This window comes from Variovorax sp. OV084, from assembly GCF_900111625.1.
In the GTDB taxonomy this organism is placed as follows: domain Bacteria; phylum Pseudomonadota; class Gammaproteobacteria; order Burkholderiales; family Burkholderiaceae_C; genus Variovorax.
The window spans coordinates 114,419-129,259 of the sequence record NZ_FOII01000008.1 but is presented as its reverse complement, the minus strand read 5'-3'; the positions used below and the strand labels follow the sequence as shown (position 1 = coordinate 129,259).

Here is a 14,841-nt window from a genome sequence, read left to right as displayed (position 1 = left end):
CGCCCTCAGCCCTGGCCGGAAACCTCCGGCTGGGCGGGGTGCGGCGCCCGCACTTCCGAAGGAAGATGCCAGAAGATCATCGCTGAAGCCACCGTGATCAGCCCCATACTCGCAAAAGTGGCCTGAAAGGCATCCAGCGTGTGCGCGGGCGTTTCGGTGCCGAAGATGCCGTTGTAACCCGCCAGCACGGCGCCCGCGGCGGCCACGCCCAGGCTCATAGCCAGCATCTGCACCATCGACAGCAGGCTGTTGCCGCTGCTCGCCATGCTGCCGTCCAGGTCCTTCAGCGTGATCGTGTTCATCGCGGTGAACTGCAGCGAGTTGACCGCGCCGAAAGCCAGCAGCTGCAGCACATGCAGCGCCATCGGCTGGCCCGGCGCCGTCAGCCCGAAGCTGGCCATCGTGCAGCCCACGAGGATGGTGTTGACCACCAGCACCTTGCGGTAGCCGTGGCGCGTGATCAGCGGCGTGGCGAAGCGCTTCATGGCCATGCCGGCCAACGCGATCGGCAGCATCATCAGCCCGGCGCGCACCGGTGAATAGCCCATCGACACCTGAAGCAACAGCGGCACCAGGAAAGGCATGCAGCTGCTGCCCAGCCGCGAGAACAGGTTGCCGATCAGGCCGATGCTGAGCGTCGGCACATGAAACAGCGAAGGCGCAAACAGAGGCTCGGGCGTACGCGAAGCGCGCAGCCAATAGGCGACGATGCTCGCGAAGCCGAAGATCAGCACGACCATCACGCCGCCCTGGCGCAGGCCCACGCCGTCGAGCGAGAGCGAAATCGCCACCATGCCGAAGGCCAGCATCGCGTAGCCCACGCTGTCGAAACGCTTCTGCACCACGCCGCGCAGGTCGGGCATGTACTTGAGCGTGGCGATGCAGCCCAGCAGCCCCACGGGCACGTTGATCAGGAAGATCCAGTGCCACGAAGCGTACTGCACCAGCCAGCCGCCCAGCGTGGGGCCCAGCAAGGGCCCTATGAGGCCCGGAATGGCGACAAAGCTCATCGCCTGCAGGAATTCCCCACGCGGCACCGTGCGCAGCAGCGCCAGGCGCCCCACAGGCAGCAGCAACGCGCCGCCCAGGCCCTGGACCACCCGGGCGGCCACCAACTGGCCCAGCCCGTGCGAGAGCGCGCACAGCACCGATCCGGCGGCGAACAGCACGATGGCCGAGAAAAAGATGCGCCGCGTGCCGAAGCGGTCGGCAATCCAGCCCGAAGCGGGGATCAGCATCGCCATGGTGAGCGCGTACGCCACCACCACCGACTGCATGCGCAGCGGGCTCTCGCCGAGGCTCGCGGCCATCGCCGGCAGTGCGGTGTTGATGATGGTGGCGTCGAGCGTCTGCATAAAGAAGCCGACGGCGACGAGCCACAGCAGGCTCTTGCGAACGGGATTGACGGCGGCGTCAGCCTCGGGGTTCATAGGCAGGGAAAAGAGAAGCAGGAACGAAAAAGCCGCCCGGAGGCGGCTTATTGGGGAGGCTGGGTCAGCAGCATTCAGGCATCAGGCCGAGAAGCTCGATCCGCAGCCGCAGGTGCTGGTGGCGTTCGGGTTCTTGATCACGAACTGGGCGCCTTGCAGGTCTTCCTTGTAGTCGATCTCGGCGCCGACCAGGTACTGGTAGCTCATGGCGTCGATCAGCAGCGACACACCGTTCTTGGTCATGGTGGTGTCGTCTTCATTGGTGATTTCATCGAAAGTGAAACCGTACTGGAAACCGGAGCAGCCGCCACCCTGCACGAACACGCGCAGCTTCAGGTCGGGATTGCCTTCCTCGGCGATCAGGTCGGCCACCTTGGCGGCCGCGCTGTCTGTGAAGACGATCGGCTCGGGCATCTGGGTCTGGATGTTTTCGGCAACGGCGCTCATGGGGTGATAACTCCTAGGGGGCCGGACATGCGGCCAATGGAACGAATGCTACTGCAATGCCGCATTCTCGGCAGGCTGGGTGTGGCGTGCACCCCAATGCAAGTGGGGTTGGAGGCCCTGGCGCCAAGAGGGCTTCCAATGAAAAAGCCGCCCGAAGGCGGCTTTTTGTTCGCAGCGAACAGTGGATCAGCGCTTGCTGAACTGCTTGCGACGACGGGCGGAGTGCAGACCGACCTTCTTACGCTCGACTTCACGTGCATCGCGCGTCACGAAGCCGGCTTGGCTCAGGACGGGCTTGAGCGACGCGTCGTAGTCGATCAGCGCACGGGTGATGCCGTGGCGCGTGGCGCCGGCTTGACCCGATTCGCCGCCACCGTTCACGTTCACCATCACGTCGAAAGCTTCGAGGTTGTTGGTCAGCGCGAGGGGCTGCTTGGCAATCATGATCGAGGTTTCGCGGCCGAAGAACTCTTGGATGTCCTTGCCGTTGACCGTGATCTTGCCGGTGCCTTTTTTCAGAAACACGCGGGCGACGCTCGATTTGCGACGGCCGGTGCCATTGTTCCATTCACCAATCATTCTCAAGGCTCCTTACAGTTCCAGCACTTTGGGCTGTTGGGCGGTATGCGGGTGCTCAGCACCACCGTACACCTTGAGTTTCTTGATCATCGCGTAACCGAGCGGGCCCTTGGGCAGCATGCCCTTGACAGCCTTTTCCAGGGCGCGGCCCGGGTGCTTGGATTGCATGTCGCGGAAGTTCGTCGCAGTGATACCGCCGGGGTAGCCCGAGTGACGGTAGTACACCTTGTCGATCGACTTGGCGCCGGTGACGCGCAGTTGCGCGGCGTTGATGATGACGATGAAGTCACCGGTATCGACGTGAGGCGTGTAAATGGCCTTGTGTTTGCCGCGCAAACGGAGAGCAACTTCGCTGGCTACTCGTCCGAGGACCTTGTCGGTCGCGTCAATCACAAACCACTCGTGCGTCACGTCAGCGGGCTTGGCGCTGAACGTTTTGGTCATGAGTTTTTCTCTTGAAAAGAGGGTTTGTCGGGCCCTTTTCCACGGTCGGCGTTCCTCTGACGGGAATCTCTTAGGTGGGAAGGTAGTCTTCGCCGCGGGGCCACAAAAACGCTGCGAAGCCCGCGATTATATAAAGAATGGCCCTGTGCTGGCAAATTTGCATATGTGCGGCCCAACACCGTTACCATCCTCCCCCTATGTTCAGTTACCGCCACGCCTTCCATGCCGGCAACCACGCCGACGTGCTCAAGCACACGGTGCTGATTGCCACGCTCGACCATCTGCTTGAAAAAGAGGCAGCCCTGACGGTCGTCGACACCCACGCCGGCGCCGGCCTGTATCGGCTCGACGGCGACTATGCCGGCACCAGCGGCGAAGCGGCTGACGGCATCCTGCGCCTTCTTTCGGACAAGAAAGAGCCCACCACGCCCGCCCCCGCGGCGAAGTCCGCTACCAAAAAGGTAGCGCCCGAAGCCGAAGCCCCCTTGGCCGATGCGATCGCGCGCTACCTCAGCGTGATCCACGACTTCAACCCCAAGGGCGGCGCGCGCGTCTACCCCGGCTCGCCGTTCATCGTGCAGCACCTGCTGCGCGACCACGACAAGCTCAAGCTGTTCGAGCTGCACCCGACCGACGCCCGCACGCTGGACGCCAACATCGCCCAGCTCGAGGCCGGCCGCCAGATCGCGGTGCTGCGCGAAGACGGCTTCGGCAGCGCCACCAAGTTCCTGCCGCCGCCGTCGCGCCGCGCACTGGTGCTGATGGACCCCAGCTACGAGATGAAGACCGACTACGGCCGGGTGCTTGATTTCGCGGCCGAGGCGCTCAAGCGCTTTGCCACCGGCACCTACGCGATCTGGTATCCGATCATTCCGCGCCCCGAGGCGCACGACCTGCCGCGCCGGCTCAAGACGATGGCGACCAAGGCCGGCAAGTCATGGCTGCACGCCACGCTGACGGTCAAGTCCAGCAAGATCACGACGGACGCGTCGGGCGAAACCCACCGGCCGGGGCTGCCGGCCAGCGGCATGTTCCTGATCAATCCGCCGTACACGCTGAAGCCGCTGCTGGCGGCTGCGCTGCCGCAGCTGGTGGAGCGCCTGGCGCAAGACCGGCACGCCGCCTTCTCGCTCGATTCGGGCGGCTGAGCCTCCGCCTTTTCGTTTCTTATTTACGGCGACGAGGCGGCACGATCACCTTGCGCCGCGCGGGCACCGGCGACTTGGCTCGCTGCTGCACGGCCGCCGCCGCCACTGGCGCCGACGCATCGCCTGCCTCCACCGGCAAACCACCGCAGCGCATCCCTTCACGGTCGACGATCGACAGCGCCACCTGCTTGATGCCCAGGCCCGTCAGGCCGATGCGGTCGGCCGCCGCGCGGCTCAGGTCGATCACGCGACCCGCTGCATAGGGCCCGCGGTCGTTGATGCGCACCAGCACCTCGCTGCCGTTGACGAGGCTGCGCACGCACACGCGCGTGTTGAAAGGCAGGGTCTTGTGGGCCGCCGTCAGGGCGGTCATGTCGAAGCGCTCGCCGCTGGCGGTCTTGCGCTGGTGGAACTGGATGCCGTACCAGGAGGCACCGCCGCGCTCGAAGATTTCGCGCGGCCCGTCGTCGCCGGGCACGCCGTCGTCCGGCGTCTGTTCGCCCATTCCGGACACCGCCAGGTCATAGCGCACCGACGGCACGCTCGAACGCGGCGCGGCGCCCGGCGGCACCGCGATGGCGCGGGGCAAGGGCAGCAGCTTCCCCGTTCCGCCTTCGGCGTCCGTGGCCGGCGGCATGGCGCAACCGGCGAGAACGCAGGTCGCAGCGACCAGGACTGCACGAAGCCCCGCGCGCCCTCTCAATCGAGGCGCTCCAGTACAGCCAGCGTGGCCGCCGACTGGTTCATCGTGTAGAAGTGCAGCGCCGGGGCGCCACCGTCGCGCAGACGTGCGCACAGGTCGGTCACCACGTCGAGGCCGAAGGCCTTGATCGATGCCGTGTCGTCGCCGAAGCTTTGCAGACGCAGGCGGATCCAGCGCGGAATCTCGGCGCCGCAGGCGTCCGAGAAGCGCATGAGCTGCGTCGAGCTCGTGATCGGCATGATGCCCGGCACGATCGGCGTGTCGAGCCCCAGCTTGCGCGCGTCGTCGACGAAGCGGAAGTAGGCCTCGGGGCTGAAGAAGTACTGCGTGATTGCCGAATCGGCGCCCGCCTTCACTTTGGCGGCAAAGGCCTGCAGATCAGCCTCGGGCGAACGGGCCTGCGGATGGATCTCGGGGTAGCAGGCCACCTCGATGTGAAAGTCGCGGCCGGTCTCTTCGCGGATGAAGGCAACGAGGTCGCTCGCATACAGGAATTCGCCGCCGATGCCGTAGCCGCTCGGCAGGTCGCCGCGAAGTGCCACGAGGCGCTTGACGCCCATGGCCTTCAGCTCGGCGAGCTGCTCGCGCACCGTGGCGCGCGTGGCGCCGATGCACGAGAAGTGGCTCGCGGCGTCCACGCCTTCGGACAGGATCTCCTGCACCGCACCGAAAGTGCCCTGGTGCGTGGAGCCGCCCGCGCCGTATGTGACCGAGCAGAACTGCGGCTTGCGCACATACAGCTGCTGGCGCACGGCGCGCAGCTTGACCGCGCCTTCGGGCGTCTTGGTCGGGAAGAATTCGAAACTCAGCGGAAGGCGCACCTGCGTCTCCTTAGGAACCGTCGTTCGCGTCCTGGACGGCACGAACGGCGTGAATGAAAAACTCGCGGTTGCCGTCGCCTCCGGCGATCGGGCTGTCGAACCACTGCAGCACCCGCAGGCCGAGCGCCTCGCAGGCATCGTGCAGGCGCTTCTCGACCACCGCATACATCGACTCGTCGCGCACGATGCCGCCCTTGCCGACCTGGCCGGGCTGCAGTTCGAACTGCGGCTTGACCAGCATCAACAGACGCCCGTCGTCGGCCAGGAATTCGACTACCGCCGGCAGCACCAGCGTGAGCGAAATGAACGACAGGTCGCCAACGATCAGGTCGAAACGCGACTCGCCTTCTTCTTCCAGGTCATCGGGCGACAACGCACGCGCATTGACGCCTTCGATGGCAACCACGCGCTCGTCATCGCGCAGCCGTGCATGCAGCTGCCCGTGGCCGACATCGACGCCAACCACCTTCGCGGCACCGCGCTGCAGCAGGCAATCGGTAAACCCGCCCGTCGACTGGCCCACGTCGAGGCACAGCTTGCCGGAGGGATCGATGCCGCTCTCGGCCAGCGCGCCTTCGAGCTTGAGCCCGCCGCGCGACACATAGCGCGCCTCGGCCGCATCGGCCAGATCGAGCTCGGCCGACTCGGGCACGTCGTCCTTGTTCTTGACGACCGAGCGCCACGCGTCGCTCGTGCCCGCATCGCGCCAGCGCAGGCCGCCGGCAATGAGCCGCACCGCTTGCGAACGCGACGCGGCCAGGCCGCGCTCCACCAACAGTTGATCAGCGCGCATCCGTTGTCGATCAGTAGCGGTACGTGTCCGGCTTGTACGGACCGTTCTTGCTCACGCCGATGTAGGCGGCCTGCGCGTCGGTCAGCTCGGTGAGCATGGCACCGACCTTCTTCAGGTGCAGGCGCGCGACCTTCTCGTCCAGGTGCTTGGGCAGCACGTAGACCTTGCCGGCCTGGTAGGCGTCGGGCTTGGTGAACAGCTCGATCTGGGCGATGGTCTGGTTCGCGAACGACGACGACATCACGAAGCTCGGGTGGCCCGTGCCACAGCCCAGGTTCACGAGGCGGCCCTTGGCCAGCAGGATGATCTTCTTGCCGTCCGGGAACTTGATGTGGTCGACCTGCGGCTTGATTTCTTCCCACTCGTACTTCTCGATCGACGCGACGTCGATCTCGTTGTCGAAGTGACCGATGTTGCAGACGATGGCCTGGTCCTTCATCTTGGCCATCGTGTCGTGCGTGATGACGTCCTTGTTGCCGGTGGTCGTCACGAAGATGTCGGCCTTGTCGGCGGCATATTCCATCGTCACGACCTTGTAGCCTTCCATCGCGGCCTGCAGGGCGTTGATCGGGTCGATCTCGGTGACCCACACTTGCGCCGACAGTGCGCGCAGTGCCTGTGCCGAGCCCTTGCCCACGTCGCCGTAGCCGGCCACGCACGCCACCTTGCCGGCGATCATCACGTCGGTCGCGCGCTTGATGCCGTCCACCAGCGACTCGCGGCAGCCGTACAGGTTGTCGAACTTGCTCTTGGTGACCGAGTCGTTCACGTTGATGGCGCGGAACAGCAGCGTGCCCTTGGCGCTCATCTCGTTCAGGCGGTGCACGCCGGTGGTGGTTTCCTCGGTCACGCCGATGATCTCGGCCGACTTGCGGGTGTACCAGGTCGAATCGACGGCCAGCTTGGCCTTGATGGCGGCGAAGAGAATGCGCTCTTCCTCGCTGCCCGGGTTGGCGAGCACGCCCAGGTCCTTCTCGGCGCGCTGGCCCAGGTGCATCAGCAGCGTGGCGTCGCCGCCGTCGTCCAGGATCATGTTCGGGCCTTCGCCCTTCGAGTCCTTGGGGCCGAAGTCGAAGATGGCGTGGGTGTAGTCCCAGTAATCCTTCAGCGACTCGCCCTTGATGGCGAACACCGGCGTACCTGCCGCGGCGATGGCGGCGGCGGCGTGGTCCTGTGTCGAGAAGATGTTGCACGAGGCCCAGCGCACGGTCGCGCCTAGCGCCTGCAGCGTCTCGATCAGCACGGCCGTTTGAATGGTCATGTGCAGCGAGCCGGTGATGCGCGCGCCCTTCAGCGGCTGCGCCTTCGAGAACTCTTCGCGGATGGCCATCAGGCCGGGCATCTCGGTTTCCGCGATCTTGATTTCCTTGCGGCCCCAGGCGGCGAGGGACAGGTCGGCGATCGCCTGGTCGGCGGTCGAAACGGGGGTGGGCTTGAGAACAGCGCTCATGGGAACTCCAACAAAACTGGTTTGAAAGATGCCGCTGCGTACGGGGAACGGACTCACCGCAAGAACAGCGGGTGAGCGTGGTTGCGATGTGTGGTCCGAGCCTCACGCCTGACGGCGCTGCAACGCTCCTCGGAACGGCGGATTGTAGACGGGGCAAGAGCCTGCGCCAATGCTCGGGGCTTGGCTGACATTTGTCACCCTCGGAGTGACATTGACCTCTGGTTACGATTTCCTCAGGTTTGGTTCAGCAGCCAACCGGCCTGTTGTCGAGCCTATCTGAAAACAAAAGGGCACAAAAATGAGGATGACGAGGAATCTTGCAAGTTGGTGCATGGTCGCCTTGCTGGCGGCTTGCGGGGGAGGAGGCGGCGGCTCCGGTAGCCTTTCGCTGTCGTCGGGCGGCAGCGGCAAGCCGGAGGTCGCGGCCGGCAAGACCCTGGGCGCGGACGCGCGCAACGGCAGCTATCGCGTCTACGCGGCCAATGGCACGCAACAGCAACTGGCGGTCGATTTCGACGCCGGCAGCTACACGATGACGGACAACCTCGGCCTGGCCGAGTCCGGCACTTTCAGCGAAGACTTCACCGAGCCGGGGACCTACGTCTTTGCCAGCAGTCGGATCACGACCGCAGCCAATACGTCGCGCTTCAGGGTGACGACGGACGCCATCGTCGGTGCCTTCCCGTTCCAGACCGCATACTCGAGCCCCGCTGCGTATGCCGCGCAGCCCTTCATCGCCGCGCGCGATTTCGTGAGTGACGCCGCACTGCTCGACAGCGACTACAACCGCCTCGGCATAACACGCAACGGCGCCGGCGCTTCGGACTCGCAAATCCTGTCCATGCGCGTCTCCGGCACCGGCACGACGCTCGAGATCTGTCTCGACAACGTGGTCTACCGAATCGCCTTGTGTCCCGCCACGTCGAAGCGAACCTACACAATCGCCGCAGACATCGACAGCACGTGGGTTGCGACCAACATTGCCGATGCCGCTGACACAGTGAGGTTCCGGATGGCGCGCATCGGCGGCCAGAACGTCTATCTGGCGGCGGGCACCAGCTCGACTGCGCCGGCCACCCAGCTCTTGAGGATCGGTCTGCCCGACTCTTCGAACTGGCCCACCACCCGCGGCATCGGCGCATCGACCACGGGCAGTTGGGGCAGCAACCTGATCGACACCGCCAACTCGGTGCGCACAGCCACCAGCACGGACGGCACCTACGGCACCCTGACGATGCCGATAGGCGGCACCTTTCCGCTGCCGCCCGAAGGCATCCGCACCGTCAACAGCGGCGGCGCGAGCAGCTACTTCGCGATGCAGAACGGCCTGCTCTCGGTGGTCGTCGGTTCGCGCAACCCCAACACGCAGGGCTACATCCAGATCAACCTGATCGACACCGGCACCGCGCCCGACGCACGCAACGGCCGCTACAAGGTCTACGCCACCAACGGCACGCGGCAGACGCTGGCGCTTAACCTCGACAGCAAGCGCTACGAGATGACCGACGAGACCGGCACCGTCGCCTCCGGCAGCTTCGCCGAAGACGCGGCAGAAGCCGGCAGCTTCATCTTCGACAGCAGCCGCATCACGAGCCCGGTGAACACGGCGCGCTTCCGCCTTGCGACGGACACGGTGGTCGGATCGTTCCCGTTCGCGGTCGCGCAGGTCACTCCGGTGAGCTACGGTGTGCGGCCGTTCGTCGCATCGCGTGCGCTGGTGAAGACGCAGGCAGCTCTCGAAGGCGTCTACAACCGTCTGGGCATCAACCTGACGGCCACCACCAGCGATTCGTCGATCACGCAGGTCCAGATCGCCAACGGAGGCGCCACGCTCTACCTGTGCAACGACAACGGGATCTACCGCATCGACAACTGCCCTGCAGCCTCCCTGCGGACCTACACCGTGTCGGCCGGCCCGACCGTCGACACCTGGCACATCGTGAGCGTGACCAATCCCTCCGACAACGGCAACTTCGGGATCGCACGCATCGGCGGCGAGAACGTCTACCTCGGGGCCGGCGTCAGCTCCTCGACGCCCACGATCTCGCAGTTCCGCATCGGCCTGCCGGAGCGCTCTACATGGCCCACCATCGCCGCACGCGGTGGCGCCACCAACGGCAGCTGGGGCGGCACGTCCATCGACGCCGTCAACTACGCCCGCGCGCAGGTGCTACCCGACGGCACCACGGCCACGCTCAGTGCGACGCTGGGTTCGATGGGCACGATCGGCCCGCTCAACATGCGCGCGGCAACGTTCGGCGGCACCGCGTTCCATTTCGCAAGCCAGAGCAGCAAGCTCTTCGCGATGGTCGGCTCGCGCAACCCGGCCACGGCCGGCGCGCTTGAAATCGGCCTGATCGACTGACGCTCCAGGCTCTTCGTAAAAAGGCCGCACACCGCATCGCGCGGAGTGCGGCCTTTTTTCTTGCTCATTCAGGCCTAAGTCGGCGGTCTGCACGATTCGCCGCCGCGACGTACATTGGCCGGACTCCCATCGCCCCCGAAAGCCACCATGCCGATTTCCCTGTCCAGCGCGTCCAAAGCCCTGCTCGCCACCACCGCCACCGCCCTTTGCCTGACCGCCGCCGTGCTGCCGGTCACCGCATCGGCGCAAAGCTCCGACACCGTACGCATCCGCGGCACCATCGTGCGCGTCGATGCCAACACCCTCGTCGTGCAGGACCGCGGCGGCGAGGTCGTCTCGCTCGCACGCCCGGCCGAGATGGCCGTGTCCGAGGTCTACCGCATCAAGCTGTCCGACATCAAGCGCGGCAGCTTCATCGGCACCGCCGCCATGCCGCAGGCCGACGGTACGCAGAAGGCGCTCGAAGTGGTGGTGTTCCCCGAGGCTGCGCGCGGCACGGGCGAAGGCCACCGCCCATGGGACCTGCTGCCCCAGAGCACCATGACCAACGCCACGGTCGCCGACCTGGCCGCGGCGCCGAAGTCGGTGCGCGGCGGCCAGCAACTGCGGCTGACCTACAAGGGTGGCGAGAAGACCGTCATCGTGCCGCCCGATGTGCCCGTGGTCACCTTCCGCCCCGGCACCGACGCGCTGCTGGTGCCCGGCGCCCACGTGCTGGTCAATGCGCAGGAGAAGAACGGCACGCCCACGGCATTGCGCGTCACGGCCGGCCGCAACGGCTTCGCGCCGCCGATGTAAGAAGAAGCCCGGCACCCAAGGGAAATCCCGCAGGCATTTTTGTCGCTGCGGCAACCTCCGGTGCATCTGTGCGGCGTATCGTGGCGAGGGACTTTTGCCGCCAGGCTGGTCCCTGCCATCCAACCGTTCACCGTCACAGGAGATTCCGCACCATGGCCACTGCCAAGAAAGCCGCCGCCAAGAAGACCACCGCCAGCAGCACCGCCAGCGCGAAGACGGCGATGCCGACCGCCGCGGACATGCTCAATCCGCTGAAGGGCATGGCCGACAAGCTGCAGAACCTCAACCTGACCGGCGGTGCCGGCAAGCTGCTGGAGAGCGGCCGCAAGGACCTGGCGGCGCTGATGCAGGCCAACGAGAAGTCCTACCAGGGCCTGCAGACCGTCGTGCAGCGGCAGACCGAAATGATCAAGAGCGCGATTGCCGAATGGCAGACCGCCGCCAAGGCAATGCCGGGCAAGGACCCGAAGGAAAACCTGGCCAAGCTCGACGAACTCGGCCGCCAGTCTTTCCAGCGCGCCATCGACGACATCAAGGAGCTGGCCAACCTCGCCGCCAAGTCGCAGGCCGACGCCTTCGACGTGGTGCGCCAGCGCATCCAGGCCAACGTGGACGAAGTGACGAAGCTGCTGCAGCGCAAGTAAGCCGGGCCGCAGCCATGACCGCAGTCCCGCCCCGCGTCGAGCAGCGCACGCGCGCCAACGGCATCGAGCTCGCCTGGGACAGCTTCGGCGACGCCGGTGCACCGCCGCTGCTGCTGGTCATGGGCCTCGGCGCGCAGATGGTGGCGTGGGACGACGCGTTCTGCGCCCGGCTCGCCGAAGCCGGCGGGCACCGCGTGATCCGCTTCGACAACCGCGACATCGGCCATTCGACGCATCTCTCGCACCTCGGCGTGCCCGACATCCAGGCACTGATGGCGCAGGCGATGGCGGGCCAGCCGCTGCGAACGCCCTACAACCTGCGCGACATGGCCGCCGACTGCGTCGGGCTGCTAGACGCGCTCGGCATCGCGCGTGCCCACATCGTGGGCGCCTCGATGGGCGGCGCCATCGGGCAGGAACTGTGCATCCACCACCCGCACCGCATGCTGTCGTTCACCAGCATCATGTCGACCACCGGCGCTCCGGGCCTGCCGCCGCCCACGCCCGAGGCGATGGCCGTGCTGTTCACGCCTTCGCCGACGACCTTCGAGGCCTACCTGCCGCACTACGCCAGGGTGTGGCGCGTGCTGCGCGGCCCGTCTGACTTTCCGCTCGACGAGGCGCGCGACGCCGAAAAGGCCCAGCTCGTGTTCCTGCGCGGCCTCAACCCGGCCGGCGTGGCACGGCAGCTCGCGGCCATCCTGGCCTCGGGCAACCGCAAGCCCGCGCTGCGCGACATGCGCGTGCCAACGCTGGTGATCCACGGCGACGCCGACCCGCTGGTGCCGGTGGCCTGCGGGGTCGACGTGGCCGATGCCATCCCGGGCGCGCAGCTGCTGCGCATTCCGCGCATGGGCCACGCGCTGCCCATTCCGATGTGGCCGCAGATCGTCGACGCCATTTCCGCGCACACGGCGCACACGGCGCGGCACCCGAACACCTGACACAAGAACGACAGACAAGGGAGCACCTGCCATGAACCAGTTCTCCCCGCTCGACCCGATGGCGATGTGGCGCGAGCTCACCGCCCAGTGGGAAAAGAGCACCAACGAGTTCGCCAACGAAGCCATGGCCTCAGACCCTTTCCGCCAGGGCATGCACGGCGGCATGAACGCCTCGCTCACCGCGCAGAAGGCGCTGGGCGATCTGATGGCGCGCTACCTGACGCTGCTGAACCTGCCCACGCGCGCCGACCTCCAGGTGCTGGGCGAGCAACTGCAGCGCATCGACGACCACCTTGCGCGCATCGCCCGTGCGGTGGAAGGCGGCTCCGGCCCCGCGCCGACCGCGCAAGCTGCCGCACCGAAGCCGCGCCGCACGCGCCAGCCGCCGAGCCCGCCGCCGGCCGCAACGGCGAAGCCGGCCCGCACGCGCAAGCCAGCAGGAAAGCGCCCGGCATGACCACCGCCCTCGATGCCTTCGCCCTGCCCGACATCGGCGCAGAGATCGAGCGCGCGATCCAGCGCAACATCAAGGGCCTGGACTTCCTCACCTCGGCCACGCCCACCGTCGGCCAGACGCCGAAGGACGAGATCCACCGGCGCGGCACGCTGAGCCTGTACCACTACCGCCCGATGGTCGACGAGATCTACCGCGTGCCGGTGCTGATCGTCATGGCAACCACCAACCGCGGCTACATCCTCGACCTTGCTCCGGGCCAGAGCATGGTCGAGCACCTGCTGCTGCAGGGCTACGACGTCTACATGATGGACTGGAACGCGCCGCGCCCCGACGAGAAGCGCCTGCGCATCGAAGATTACGTGCTCGACTTCATCCCCGATTCGCTGCGGCGCGTGCAGGAACGCTCGGGCGAGGAAGACGTCACGCTCATCGGTTACTGCATGGGCGGCGTGCTCTCCACGCTCTATGCGGCGCTGCACCCCGGCGGGCCAATGAAGAACCTTGCGCTCTTCACCACGCCGATCGACTTCAGCCACATGAAGATGTTCCATGCGTGGTCGGACAAGCGCTACTTCGACGTCGACCGGCTGGTCGACACCGTGGGCAACGTGCCGCCCGAGATGCTGTTCGCCTCCTTCGACATGCTGCGCCCGGCGGGCCGCAGCGCAGGCGTGGTGCAGCTGTGGGACAACATGGACAACGACGAGTTCGTCAAGTCGTACCGCATGTTCGACCGCTGGGGCACCGAGATGCTGCCGCTGGCCGGCGAGTATTTCCGCCAGACCGTTAAGGAACTCATGTGGGGCAACAAGCTGCACAAGGGCGAACTGATGCTCGGCGGGCGCAAGGTGCTGCTGAAGAACATCAAGGTGCCGGTGCTGCACGCGCTTGCGCAGCACGACCACATCGTTCCGTATGAAGCGGGGCAGCCGCTGATTGCCGGCATCGGCTCCGCCGACAAGGAAGAAGTGGTGCTCAAGGGCGGCCACGTCAGCCTTGCCGCCGGCCCCAACGCAGTGCGCAGGCTGTGGCCCAAACTCGACGAATGGCTTGGAGTGCGATCGACATGACCATCACCGCCGTTTCCGATTCCTTTTCGCGGACCTATCCGCGCACCGTGACGAGCAGCGAAGGCAACATCGTCCTGCGCCTGATGACCGCGGACGACGCTGCCGCCGTGCTGGCCTTCGCGCAGGCCCTGCCCGCGCATGACCTGCTCTTTTTGCCGCGCGACATCACCCAGCCCAAGGTGATGAACGCCTGGGTCCGTGCCATCGAGCGCGGCGACATCGACAGCGTGCTCGCCGTGCGCGACGCCGCGGTGCTCGGCTGCGCGGCGGTGATCCGCGATCCGCACTCGTGGTCCAGCCACGTCGCCGAACTGCGCGTGCTGGCCGCGCCCGAGCAGCGCGGCAGCGGCCTGGGCCAGCGGCTCGCGCGCGAGGCCTGCTCGCTGGCCATCGAGCGCGGAGCGGAAAAGCTCGTCGCCCGCATGACCGTCGACCAGCGCAGCGCCATCGCCGTCTTCCAGGCCCTGGGCTTCCGCCCTGAGGCACTGCTGAGCAAGCACGTGAAGGACTGGCAGGGCGTGACGCACGACCTCGTGGTGCTGAGCCACGACGTGGCGCGGTTCGAGGCGCAGATGCGGGCTTATGGGATGACGGAGGCGTTCTAGATAGGGAGAGAAAGAGAAGAAGGGAAGGACCAGCCGTCAGATACTTGGCAACGATTTTGCAATTTTTGTTATAGAAAGTATGCAAAGTCAACAATCGTAGATACGATTCAAAGAAATGCCCGGAGGGGGCATAGGCCGGGTGC

At 66.2% G+C, this 14,841-nt stretch carries 16 protein-coding genes and 1 riboswitch; of the genes, 8 read left to right on the top strand and 8 right to left on the bottom strand.

The window, feature by feature from the left end; translation table 11 throughout:
- Positions 1–5: 5 nt before the first annotated feature.
- From mdtD to rplM, 4 genes are all read right to left on the bottom strand, one after another.
- Positions 6–1,430: a multidrug transporter subunit MdtD gene (gene mdtD / locus BMW87_RS20880; RefSeq protein ID WP_093078411.1), complete on the bottom strand. Its 1,425-nt coding sequence runs from the start codon at positions 1,428–1,430 to the stop codon at positions 6–8.
- An 81-nt stretch (positions 1,431–1,511) separates the two neighbouring features.
- Positions 1,512–1,877: an iron-sulfur cluster insertion protein ErpA gene (erpA, locus tag BMW87_RS20875; protein WP_007827949.1), complete on the bottom strand. Its 366-nt coding sequence runs from the start codon at positions 1,875–1,877 to the stop codon at positions 1,512–1,514.
- Between the two features lie 186 nt (positions 1,878–2,063).
- Positions 2,064–2,456, bottom strand: coding sequence for a 30S ribosomal protein S9 (gene rpsI / locus BMW87_RS20870; RefSeq protein WP_093056698.1), 393 nt, complete (start codon positions 2,454–2,456; stop codon positions 2,064–2,066).
- Between the two features lie 12 nt (positions 2,457–2,468).
- A complete protein-coding gene (rplM, locus tag BMW87_RS20865) occupies positions 2,469–2,900 on the bottom strand; it encodes a 50S ribosomal protein L13 (protein ID WP_028259766.1) in 432 nt (143 codons plus the stop codon).
- Between the two features lie 197 nt (positions 2,901–3,097).
- Between rplM and BMW87_RS20860 the strand changes: the two genes are divergently transcribed.
- Positions 3,098–4,048: a 23S rRNA (adenine(2030)-N(6))-methyltransferase RlmJ gene (locus BMW87_RS20860; protein ID WP_093078409.1), complete on the top strand. Its 951-nt coding sequence runs from the start codon at positions 3,098–3,100 to the stop codon at positions 4,046–4,048.
- Between the two features lie 19 nt (positions 4,049–4,067).
- Here the strand turns inward: BMW87_RS20860 and BMW87_RS20855 are convergent, their stop codons facing one another.
- From BMW87_RS20855 to ahcY, 4 genes are all read right to left on the bottom strand, one after another.
- A complete protein-coding gene (locus tag BMW87_RS20855) occupies positions 4,068–4,685 on the bottom strand; it encodes a septal ring lytic transglycosylase RlpA family protein (RefSeq protein ID WP_093078408.1) in 618 nt (205 codons plus the stop codon).
- A 62-nt stretch (positions 4,686–4,747) separates the two neighbouring features.
- Complete coding sequence (gene metF / locus BMW87_RS20850) at positions 4,748–5,572, bottom strand: methylenetetrahydrofolate reductase [NAD(P)H] (protein WP_093056701.1); 825 nt, start codon at positions 5,570–5,572, stop codon at positions 4,748–4,750.
- Positions 5,573–5,582: 10 nt separating this feature from the next.
- Positions 5,583–6,365: a TlyA family RNA methyltransferase gene (locus tag BMW87_RS20845; RefSeq protein WP_093078406.1), complete on the bottom strand. Its 783-nt coding sequence runs from the start codon at positions 6,363–6,365 to the stop codon at positions 5,583–5,585.
- A gap of 10 nt (positions 6,366–6,375) precedes the next feature.
- Positions 6,376–7,815 (bottom strand): adenosylhomocysteinase, encoded by a 1,440-nt coding sequence (gene ahcY / locus BMW87_RS20840; protein ID WP_093078405.1) that lies wholly within the window; start codon positions 7,813–7,815, stop codon positions 6,376–6,378.
- 66 nt (positions 7,816–7,881) lie between these two features.
- Positions 7,882–7,952, bottom strand: a riboswitch (S-adenosyl-L-homocysteine riboswitch).
- 194 nt (positions 7,953–8,146) lie between these two features.
- On the opposite strand from ahcY, the gene BMW87_RS20835 reads away from it, so the two are divergent.
- The 7 genes from BMW87_RS20835 (at position 8,147) to BMW87_RS20805 (ending at position 14,698) form a co-directional block, all read left to right on the top strand.
- On the top strand, positions 8,147–10,180 hold the full coding sequence (locus BMW87_RS20835) for a hypothetical protein (RefSeq protein ID WP_093078403.1): 2,034 nt from the start codon (positions 8,147–8,149) through the stop codon (positions 10,178–10,180).
- 147 nt (positions 10,181–10,327) lie between these two features.
- Positions 10,328–10,978 (top strand): hypothetical protein, encoded by a 651-nt coding sequence (locus tag BMW87_RS20830; protein WP_093078402.1) that lies wholly within the window; start codon positions 10,328–10,330, stop codon positions 10,976–10,978.
- Between the two features lie 152 nt (positions 10,979–11,130).
- Positions 11,131–11,622: a TIGR01841 family phasin gene (gene phaP, locus BMW87_RS20825; RefSeq protein ID WP_093078400.1), complete on the top strand. Its 492-nt coding sequence runs from the start codon at positions 11,131–11,133 to the stop codon at positions 11,620–11,622.
- Between the two features lie 14 nt (positions 11,623–11,636).
- The gene (locus BMW87_RS20820) at positions 11,637–12,566 is read left to right on the top strand and encodes an alpha/beta fold hydrolase (RefSeq protein ID WP_093078399.1); all 930 of its coding nucleotides are present in this window, start codon (positions 11,637–11,639) and stop codon (positions 12,564–12,566) included.
- Positions 12,567–12,597: 31 nt separating this feature from the next.
- Positions 12,598–13,023, top strand: a complete 426-nt coding sequence (locus BMW87_RS20815; RefSeq protein ID WP_093078397.1) for a hypothetical protein — start codon at positions 12,598–12,600, stop codon at positions 13,021–13,023.
- Complete coding sequence (locus BMW87_RS20810; protein WP_093078396.1) at positions 13,020–14,093, top strand: alpha/beta fold hydrolase; 1,074 nt, start codon at positions 13,020–13,022, stop codon at positions 14,091–14,093. The genes BMW87_RS20815 and BMW87_RS20810 overlap by 4 nt, the downstream gene beginning before the upstream one ends.
- The gene (locus BMW87_RS20805) at positions 14,090–14,698 is read left to right on the top strand and encodes a GNAT family N-acetyltransferase (protein ID WP_093078394.1); all 609 of its coding nucleotides are present in this window, start codon (positions 14,090–14,092) and stop codon (positions 14,696–14,698) included. Before BMW87_RS20810 ends, BMW87_RS20805 begins: the two co-directional genes overlap by 4 nt.
- Positions 14,699–14,841: the final 143 nt, after the last annotated feature.

Bases quoted from the DNA above. Each gene is read 5' to 3' on its own strand.
- mdtD (WP_093078411.1), bottom strand. From the start codon at position 1,430: ATGAACCCCGAGGCTGACGCCGCCGTCAATCCCGTTCGCAAGAGCCTG.
- erpA (WP_007827949.1), bottom strand. From the start codon at position 1,877: ATGAGCGCCGTTGCCGAAAACATCCAGACCCAGATGCCCGAGCCGATC.
- rpsI (WP_093056698.1), bottom strand. From the start codon at position 2,456: ATGATTGGTGAATGGAACAATGGCACCGGCCGTCGCAAATCGAGCGTC.
- rplM (WP_028259766.1), bottom strand. From the start codon at position 2,900: ATGACCAAAACGTTCAGCGCCAAGCCCGCTGACGTGACGCACGAGTGG.
- BMW87_RS20860 (WP_093078409.1), top strand. From the start codon at position 3,098: ATGTTCAGTTACCGCCACGCCTTCCATGCCGGCAACCACGCCGACGTG.
- BMW87_RS20855 (WP_093078408.1), bottom strand. From the start codon at position 4,685: ATGCCGCCGGCCACGGACGCCGAAGGCGGAACGGGGAAGCTGCTGCCC.
- BMW87_RS20845 (WP_093078406.1), bottom strand. From the start codon at position 6,365: ATGCGCGCTGATCAACTGTTGGTGGAGCGCGGCCTGGCCGCGTCGCGT.
- ahcY (WP_093078405.1), bottom strand. From the start codon at position 7,815: ATGAGCGCTGTTCTCAAGCCCACCCCCGTTTCGACCGCCGACCAGGCG.
- BMW87_RS20835 (WP_093078403.1), top strand. From the start codon at position 8,147: ATGGTCGCCTTGCTGGCGGCTTGCGGGGGAGGAGGCGGCGGCTCCGGT.
- BMW87_RS20830 (WP_093078402.1), top strand. From the start codon at position 10,328: ATGCCGATTTCCCTGTCCAGCGCGTCCAAAGCCCTGCTCGCCACCACC.
- phaP (WP_093078400.1), top strand. From the start codon at position 11,131: ATGGCCACTGCCAAGAAAGCCGCCGCCAAGAAGACCACCGCCAGCAGC.
- BMW87_RS20820 (WP_093078399.1), top strand. From the start codon at position 11,637: ATGACCGCAGTCCCGCCCCGCGTCGAGCAGCGCACGCGCGCCAACGGC.
- BMW87_RS20815 (WP_093078397.1), top strand. From the start codon at position 12,598: ATGAACCAGTTCTCCCCGCTCGACCCGATGGCGATGTGGCGCGAGCTC.
- BMW87_RS20810 (WP_093078396.1), top strand. From the start codon at position 13,020: ATGACCACCGCCCTCGATGCCTTCGCCCTGCCCGACATCGGCGCAGAG.
- BMW87_RS20805 (WP_093078394.1), top strand. From the start codon at position 14,090: ATGACCATCACCGCCGTTTCCGATTCCTTTTCGCGGACCTATCCGCGC.